This window comes from Zavarzinella formosa DSM 19928, from assembly GCF_000255705.1.
GTDB classification, from domain to species: domain Bacteria; phylum Planctomycetota; class Planctomycetia; order Gemmatales; family Gemmataceae; genus Zavarzinella; species Zavarzinella formosa.
The window spans coordinates 352766-360446 of the sequence record NZ_JH636446.1 but is presented as its reverse complement, the minus strand read 5'-3'; the positions used below and the strand labels follow the sequence as shown (position 1 = coordinate 360446).

General features: G+C 57.2%; 14 protein-coding genes. 12 read left to right on the top strand and 2 right to left on the bottom strand.

Translation table 11 applies throughout. The features are described 5' to 3' along the window. Positions 1–185 precede the first annotated feature (185 nt). The 10 genes from BGIM_RS63850 to BGIM_RS0136140 all read left to right on the top strand — a co-directional run bounded on the left by BGIM_RS63850 (position 186) and on the right by BGIM_RS0136140 (position 4250). Positions 186–431, top strand: coding sequence for a hypothetical protein (locus tag BGIM_RS63850; protein WP_029631317.1), 246 nt, complete (start codon positions 186–188; stop codon positions 429–431). Further along, entirely contained in the window at positions 418–558 is a 141-nt protein-coding gene (locus BGIM_RS65660; protein ID WP_020474533.1) for a hypothetical protein, read from the top strand. Before BGIM_RS63850 ends, BGIM_RS65660 begins: the two co-directional genes overlap by 14 nt. Then, positions 555–680, top strand: coding sequence for a hypothetical protein (locus tag BGIM_RS67945; RefSeq protein WP_020474532.1), 126 nt, complete (start codon positions 555–557; stop codon positions 678–680). Before BGIM_RS65660 ends, BGIM_RS67945 begins: the two co-directional genes overlap by 4 nt. Next, positions 677–916, top strand: a complete 240-nt coding sequence (locus BGIM_RS0136175; RefSeq protein ID WP_020474531.1) for a hypothetical protein — start codon at positions 677–679, stop codon at positions 914–916. Before BGIM_RS67945 ends, BGIM_RS0136175 begins: the two co-directional genes overlap by 4 nt. 22 nt (positions 917–938) lie before the next feature. After that, a complete protein-coding gene (locus BGIM_RS0136170; RefSeq protein WP_020474530.1) occupies positions 939–2003 on the top strand; it encodes a PD-(D/E)XK nuclease-like domain-containing protein in 1065 nt (354 codons plus the stop codon). Positions 2004–2058: 55 nt separating this feature from the next. Then, on the top strand, positions 2059–2967 hold the full coding sequence (locus tag BGIM_RS58880) for an AAA family ATPase (RefSeq protein ID WP_020474529.1): 909 nt from the start codon (positions 2059–2061) through the stop codon (positions 2965–2967). A 19-nt stretch (positions 2968–2986) separates the two neighbouring features. Continuing rightward, positions 2987–3274, top strand: coding sequence for a DUF2312 domain-containing protein (locus BGIM_RS0136160; protein WP_020474528.1), 288 nt, complete (start codon positions 2987–2989; stop codon positions 3272–3274). A 169-nt stretch (positions 3275–3443) separates the two neighbouring features. Beyond that, positions 3444–3659: a hypothetical protein gene (locus tag BGIM_RS0136150; protein ID WP_020474526.1), complete on the top strand. Its 216-nt coding sequence runs from the start codon at positions 3444–3446 to the stop codon at positions 3657–3659. Positions 3660–3885: 226 nt separating this feature from the next. Further along, positions 3886–4062 (top strand): hypothetical protein, encoded by a 177-nt coding sequence (locus tag BGIM_RS65655; RefSeq protein ID WP_169331898.1) that lies wholly within the window; start codon positions 3886–3888, stop codon positions 4060–4062. Further along, positions 4059–4250, top strand: coding sequence for a hypothetical protein (locus tag BGIM_RS0136140; RefSeq protein ID WP_020474525.1), 192 nt, complete (start codon positions 4059–4061; stop codon positions 4248–4250). The genes BGIM_RS65655 and BGIM_RS0136140 overlap by 4 nt, the downstream gene beginning before the upstream one ends. A 162-nt stretch (positions 4251–4412) precedes the next feature. Here the strand turns inward: BGIM_RS0136140 and BGIM_RS0136135 are convergent, their stop codons facing one another. Then, the gene (locus BGIM_RS0136135) at positions 4413–4745 is read right to left on the bottom strand and encodes a hypothetical protein (protein ID WP_020474524.1); all 333 of its coding nucleotides are present in this window, start codon (positions 4743–4745) and stop codon (positions 4413–4415) included. A gap of 192 nt (positions 4746–4937) precedes the next feature. Here BGIM_RS0136135 and BGIM_RS58875 point away from each other — a divergent pair, with 192 nt between their 5' ends. Then, positions 4938–5495 carry an HNH endonuclease gene (locus tag BGIM_RS58875; RefSeq protein ID WP_020474523.1) on the top strand — a complete coding sequence of 186 codons (558 nt, stop codon included), beginning with the start codon at positions 4938–4940 and terminating at the stop codon, positions 5493–5495. Between the two features lie 184 nt (positions 5496–5679). Next, positions 5680–7317: a MobF family relaxase gene (mobF, locus tag BGIM_RS54175; protein ID WP_052640153.1), complete on the top strand. Its 1638-nt coding sequence runs from the start codon at positions 5680–5682 to the stop codon at positions 7315–7317. 39 nt (positions 7318–7356) lie between these two features. Here mobF and BGIM_RS54170 read toward each other — a convergent pair. Then, on the bottom strand, positions 7357–7681 hold a 325-nt coding region (locus BGIM_RS54170), incomplete at its 5' end, for a transposase (RefSeq protein WP_020474522.1).

Sequence of the window (7681 nt, the reverse complement as noted above, 5' to 3'; positions counted from 1 at the left end):
GGTCGTAAAAGGCCTGTCGGGACATGTCGCACAGGCAGGCCGCCTGGATCATGGTGATCAGGTCCGCACGGGCGAGGGCCGCAACCAGTTGATCTTTCTGGGGAATATCGCTTTGTGTTGTCATGACGTAAATAAATGCTTGCGCGAAGGATTTGACAGGGCTACTCTGAACTGGTGACGACAAGATGTCAACAACTAACAAGGAGGCAGCCGTGCATATTAAAACTCCCTATTCCGTAATTATTTCACTGGCCGTCGGGGCGACGATTGTCTTGCCGCTGAGCGTGTCGGTCGTCCTAGCTGATGTGTTGAAGCGTGAGGGATCGGCAAATGTCGTCCTGATACCGCTTGAGGAAGCCTGCCCCGACCGCTCGGATTACCTGTGCGTCCTTGCCGAGGCCCAAAAGGAGTCGCGTCATGGAAAACAATAACATCCTGTCCGGGACGGAGCGGTTGCTCCGCACACCCAACCCCCTCGCCGCCGACATGCCCCGCGTGGCGACGCTGATCCGCGAGTATCAGGAACGGAACGTCAAACGCCCGGAGTTCCGCCAATGAGCGGCGTTGTTCAAGGAATCAGTGCCTTCGTGATCCTGCTGACGATCTGTGTGTGCTTGAGCCACCTGATCGAAGACAGGGAGTTGGAATCCCATCCTGTCGTTTACGAGAGGATCATGTGACCAGAACCAAGCAAATCGGAGGACGTTCGGCCGAATCGGTCGCCTTTTTCCAGCTTACGCATGCCGTGAAGACATTGTTCGACATGGATGTGAACGGTCTCTGCAAAGCGGATGTTGTGGATTACGACGGGAACCTCGTCGCCGCCTCGATCATGCTCGGCGAGTACAGCAAGGCTTTCCGTGATCTGGCGTTCCGGGTCGAGCGTCACGAGCGGGCCATGAGGACGGATATTTAACTAATTGCGAGAGCGAGGTGATATGCCCAAGAACGAAATTCCTGAAGGGATTTATTTTGGCCTGCCCGAGGACGAGTACCACGCCGCCGCCGGACTGTCTTGCAGCGGAATGAAGCAACTCTCAGTCTCCCCCCTGAACTATTGGCATCACAACTCCAATCCCGCCTTCGAGCGGCCGGAAGAGTCATTCCCGATGCGGTTCGGCAAGGCGGTCCACTGTCGCCTGCTGGAACCGGAGCGGTTTCACCAGATGTATTGCCGGGAACTGTCGGTTGAGGATTACCCCGGCGCGCTTCAGACCATCGACCACATGAAGGAGTGGCTTTCGGACCACGGCATGCCAACCACGTCAAAGCGAAAGCAGGACCTGATTGACCGGATCGTGGCCAGCGATCATCCGGCGATGATTTGGGATGACCTGAAGGGGAGGCATGCGGAGGAGAATGCCGGGAAGGCTGTCATCACCAAAGGCGAAGCCGAACTCATCGAGGCTCTGGCCGCCGTCGCCGCCGCCGATCCTGTGGTTTCCGCCATCTTCATCGGCGGGATGCCCGAGGTGTCGTTCTTCGTGGAAGACCCCGAGACAGGGGTCATGCTCAAGGCCCGCATGGATTACGTGCGGCCCCGCTCCACGATGGACTTGAAGACGTTCAGCAACTCTCGGGGAAAGCCCGTCGAAAAGGCCGTGTTTGAGGCCATCTACCACGAAAGTTACCATCTCCAATGCGTGTATTACCACAAGGTCCGCGAGCTCGCCCGCCGGAAACTGGCGGCCGGTGCGATTCAGACGCATGGCTTTGTGTCGGAGGCGTGGCTCAAGACATTCACCGAGCAGGAGGATGCGGGATTTGGGTTTGTGTTTGTGGAGTCGTCACCTCCCTTTGACATGCGACTAATTCTCCTCAAGCAGGCCGAATCTCCGGGAGCGGACCTGAACGTGTACTGGTCGGCGGCGGCCATGAAGATTTACGACGCGACGCAACTCTACGCCGAATGCCTCGCCAAATATGGACAGGACCCGTGGCGCGACCAGGTGAAGCCTCACCTGCTCGAAGACACTGACCTGCCTCAACTCATGTTCGCTTAGAAAGGACTCGCCCATGACAGTTTCCATCACGCCAGCCAAACGAAAATCCGTCCCAATGCTCATTTCACTCGCCGGAGTTTCGGGGAGCGGCAAAACTTACTCGGCCCTTCTCCTGGCCGCCGGTCTGGCCGGGGGAGGAAAGGTTGGTTTCCTCGACACGGAAAACGGCCGAGGCAGCATGTACGCCGACAGTCCCGGCATCGTCGCCGCCCTTCCAAACGGGTACGAGATCGCCGAGATGCGGGAACCGTTCGCCCCTTCGCGTTACACGGAGGCAGTGGAGGCGTTCCAAGCCCACGGGTGCAAAGTATTGGTCATTGACAGCCAGACGCACGAGTGGGAAGGACACGGCGGGTGCTCGGACATTGCCGAGAACAACAAGCTCAAGGGCACGCCGAACTGGATTCTGGCGAAGCGGGAACACAAGCGAATGATGAACCATCTCCTGGCGTCTCAAATGCACATTATCTTTTGCCTCCGCGCCCGCGAAAAAATCAAGGTGATGAAGGACGACAGGGGCAAGGAGCAGTTCGCCCCCATCGGACTTCAGCCGATTCAGGAGAAGAACTTCACCTTTGAGATGACTCTTTCCCTGCTGCTCGACGAGCATTCCCATCGTCCGGCCGTCACCAAATGTCCCGAGCCGTTGCTTCATCTGTTTCAAGGCAACCAACCGCTCATCACCAAGGAGATGGGCGAGAAACTCCGCATCTGGTCGGAAGCGGCTCCCGCCGCAAAAGCTGATCCCGAATTGCTCGCAAACAAAGCCCTCGCCTATGCCGCGCAGGGAACGGTCGCCTATCAGGAGTTCTGGAAGGAGCTTTCCAGCATTCATCGCAAAGAATTGCTTGCAAGACACGACGAGTTCAAGGAACTTGCAAGAATGGCCGATGACCGCCAGAAACAGGATGACAATGCCGGTTTTGATCCGACGGGCGGGAAACCGGCGGAAATGATGTATTAACCAAGGAAGGAACCGCCGCATGACGAAACTTTTGGGCCACAACAAAGCTGGCGGGGTCGCCGCTGATCAATTGCGATCCATCATTGACCGCGTGGAGCGGTTGGAAGAGGAGAAGGCCGGGCTGGCCGCTGACATTCGGGACGTTTTTGCCGAATCAAAAGGCAACGGATTCGACGTGAAGGCCATCCGCAAGATTCTCAAGCTCCGCAAGATGGATGCCAGCCAGCGGGAGGAGGAAGAGACGGTGCTGGAGTTGTACATGTCGCATCTGGGCATGCTGCCGCTGTTTGAAAGCGAGGATGAATGACCCACCAAACGCAAGCAACCGCCGATGAACCTGAAGCGGCGACGAAATTCGCCGCATCAATCCTGATGGGCATGCTCTTTGGTTCAAAACAACGACAAGATTCAACCGCCATCCACCATTCCTGTGCCGCCTCCTGCATCATGGCGGCGGTGCGGAAGATCGAGGATGAATGACCATCGAACTCGCCACCGGATCGGTCTGCTTCACTCAGGAAGCGGATTCATGCAGCGAGGGCATTCAGGCGCTCGACGTTTCCATGGAGGACGCGGGGGCGGGAAAATTTTTTGTCATCAAGACTGACCGATGGGCATTCGACAAGATCGAGGATCTGGAGGCGATTCTTGCGAAGGTCGGGGCAATGTTTGATCATCGTGAATCCACATGAACTGGGAGTCCTGACATGAAACCCATCACCCCGATTCTAATGCTCGCATGTGCCGCTATCCTTTACGTCATTTTTGTGTTACACAGCACATCGGATAACTGGTTGGTCGGCTATGGGTCCGTTTACCGGGAGCAAACACTTTACGAAAGGAGCATTCCATGATGAGATTCGTCTTTTTTCTCCTGGGATGCCTCACGGGCCAAATCCTTTGGAATTGGTTGGTTCCATGAAGCAAATTCGCCTCGTACCCCAACCGGACGGTTCCTTCATCGACTGGGGCCGAAACGCGACGATTAACGGCGTTCGCGGAGAGGGACCGGCGTTTTGTTATTACGGCGAGGCTGCGGAGGTAATGCGGTTGGTGCTGAAGCACACGAATCCAACCGAACGGGCAAGTAGATGAGCGAGATCGAACAAGAGGTCAAAACCTTCAGTGTCCGTTACCAATGTGACGATTGCGGCATCGGTGAAATGGCTCCGACCGGCATCATGTTCATGACTCACCCGCCCCAATACCCGCATAAATGCGACAAATGCGGGACAGAGCGGACGTTCGCCGAGCGGCATCCGAAGGTCATCACTCGCACATGATCTGCAACCCCACCATTGCCTGCCGGCCCGCCGACATCCCGATCATTGAGCGGATCATGATGCGGTTGTATTTGATGACCAGAGACGAGCAATGGGCCGAATCGGCGAGCAGGCTGAGGGAGTTGCGTGACGGGCTGTCGTGGGCTGACAGGGTGAGCGGGACTACTCGGCCAGAAGGTCCACAAGTTTCTTGAGGTTCTTGATCCCGCCGAGTTCCCGAGCAAGGACTTTCACTTGGGCAACCACTTCAACCGGGTTTCTTGCGGGTGTCAGCTTCGTCTCCTCAGCCACCTGCTCCCGTTTAACTTTGCGTTTCGCCTTGCTCAACTGGCTCTTCACAAAGTAAATGAGCGTCGGGGCGATCTTGATGCCCTTGGCCCCCAAAGCGTCGATGATGTCCTTCGACCCGGCCGTGGGATTTTCCTTCAAGTAGTCGCGCACAGCCTGCGATCTGTTTAACGGTTTGCCGTTTTCGGTGGTGTTCGTCTTTGCCATGTGATGTTCGTCCAAGGTGTGTATGTGGTGGGCTAAGGCCTTAGTGTACTGACAAGCGAGAGTGTTGGCCAATTGCGCGGCATCGCAGAATGATCGTGGGGTGTTGACATCGGGGGGAAAGTCCGCCACGTTTGGGCGGCCAGCCGAGGTGTATCAGCCTCGGCGGCCTAACCAAACGCGAGGAGAAATCGCATGGCTGACGCCACTACTACCACAAGGAACGACGAGCGCAAGCAGGATTACACTGATTCGTTTTGCTTGCTTGCTCGTGAGGGGAAACACTCGTCCCATCAACAACTCGAAATTCTTGTGGATGTGGACGATTACAAACACGTTGCGCGCAAAAACTGGCGGATCTACAGATTTAGTCAGCACAAATATCCGCGGATCATTGCCCAGGACCATTCGACAAATTCGAAGCGTGTGTTTTTGCATCGCTTACTGATGAACGCGCCCTCTGGCATGGTGGTTGATCACATCGACCGTGATCCGTGCGATAACAGAAAGCACAATTTGCGAGTCTGCACACAAGGCCAGAATTGCTTGAATCGCCGTCAAATAGATCGTGCGGTGTCGCGTTTCAAGGGGGTGTGCTGGAACAAAGTGAACCAACGCTGGATTGCGCAAGCGGGAACCCGAGCCAATAGAAGGTTCCTCGGCTTCTTCGATAGCGAGGTGGAAGCTGCAAGGGCGTATAACTCAGCGGCAGCGGAAATGTATGGGGATTTCGCCTGCCTGAACCCTGTCTGAACCCCAGCTCAAAAACGGCGTCTCCAAGCAAGCTAACCCATTGAAAAATCACGGTGATTCCTCCTCGGGCCGAGCCGACGTGAGGCCCCAAGAGGGAAGGAGTGTATTACTTTCATATCAAATTTGACTTATGGGTTTCGACTGCGTATTATCCAGCCGAATCCCCCTCCTCCCGACCGGTCAAATGCTCAACATCACCACCATCAAGGGCGCCACGGCTGCGAAGAACTACTACCGTTCCGCTGACTATTATGTGGACGACCGCGAACTCTCCCCCTCCTGGCACGGCAAGCTCCGCTCCTTCCTCGGCCTGCCCCACGAACTCCAACACAACCACTTCATCCCCCTGTGTGACAACCTCCATCCCCACACCGGCAAGCCGCTGACCGGGGCCGTGAAGGATGACCGCGATATCGGCCGGGATTTCACCTGGTCTCCCCCAAAGTCCGTGACGCTCGCCGGTCTGGTCGGTGGCGATGACCGGGTGATCGAGGCGGTGAACGAATCCGTCCGGGAAGCGATGGGTGTCATTGAAGCGGACACGATGACACGAGTCCGAAAGGGCAACGTGCAAGAAGAGCGTCGAACCGGGGAGATGCTCTGGGCGATGTTCCCCCATCTGACGACCCGTCCCATCAAGGGCGAGGTTGATCCTCAGTATCACATTCACGCCGTCGTGTTCAACCTGACACATGATCCCGTCGAACGGGAGATGAAGGCGATCCAGTTCCGTGAGGCGAAACGGAACGCTCCTTACTACCAGGCGGTGTTCCAATCCAAGCTGGCCGGGAAACTTCAGGACATGGGCTATGGGATCAGAAAGACGAAGGACGCTTTCGAGATTACCACCGTCCCCGAGCGGGCGATCAAGGAATTCTCCCGCCGCCGCGCACTTATTGAGAAGGTGGTCGAGGATTACGGTTTCACCAATCCGGAGAACATTGCAAAGCTCGGGGCGAAGACACGGGAACGGAAAGCCGAGGGGCAACCGTGGGCCAAGCTGCTCGAAGGATGGGAGAAGAGGCTGTCGGCTCAGGAACTCGACGCTCTCCGACAACACCCCGTCCCGATCCACGCTCGCACACCTGACCGCTCTGTCCATGCAGTGGACTATGCCCTCAAACATTTGCTGGAACGTAACTCATCCGTCTCCCAGCGCGAACTCGCCAAGGAAGCCCTCCGCTACGGTGTCGGTTCCGCATCTGTCGAAGGCGTCTTCAAAGCCATCGGAAAAGCCGACCTGGTCCGGCGGGAAGTGGACGGGCGGCTGATGGTGTCCTCGCGGGAAGTGCTGAATGAAGAGAATGCGTTGGTCAGGTTTGCGATCGAGGGGCGGGGCAAGTTCAAGGGGCTGAGGGCCAGTCGCAACCTGCCGACGGTGTCTGTGAGCGGGCAATTCTCAAACCAAATCGCAGTCGAAACCGCTCGGCCGAATAGCTCAGGGAGTCCTTCCGGGTTCCACGCGTTCAATCACGCCGCCCCAGCCAAGTCCGACCCTGACACACTTCCACCATTCGCACAACCAGTTTCTCTGGAGCCTCGGGCAGGAGTCGAACCTGCTACGGATCGGCCGCTTCCGCTGTTGATGCCTGACGGGCGAGGCCTCGCATCGCCGGGCATGCGTGTCAACCACCACGCCTCCGAGACATTGGCTGAGAGTGCCGGTCTCCCGCCCTTCGCACAACCAGTTTCTGACAATGAAATACTCCGACCCCAAGGGAGTCGGAGTGCCGCCGGGCTTGCCATGCAGAGGGAAGATGAGCTTCGAGCAACGCCGGACAGCGGGCTTTCCCCGCCGCCTCCGCCGAAGCAGGGCCTGTAATTTCTTTTGTGTCAGGGTTGTAGGGAACGGTAGTTGCAGTCACTGGCCGGTGGCCTTGGGCATCCGGCCTTCAAACATCACGGCGAAGTGGTTCAAGGCTGCCTTCCAGCCAACGATGGGCATCGTCCACTTCTTCGATGCCTCATGGATCGCCAGGTAAACCAGTTTCAGCGCCGACTCCGCGTTCGGGTACTGCTTCCGGTTCCGCGTGAACTTCCGGATCACGCTGTTCACCGACTCAATCGCATTCGTCGTGTAAATCGCCTTGCGGATCGCGGGAGGGAACTCGAACATGGCGATGATGTCGTTCCAGTGCAGCCGCCATTGCCTTCCGATGGTCGGATATTTGCCGCCCCACGTTTGC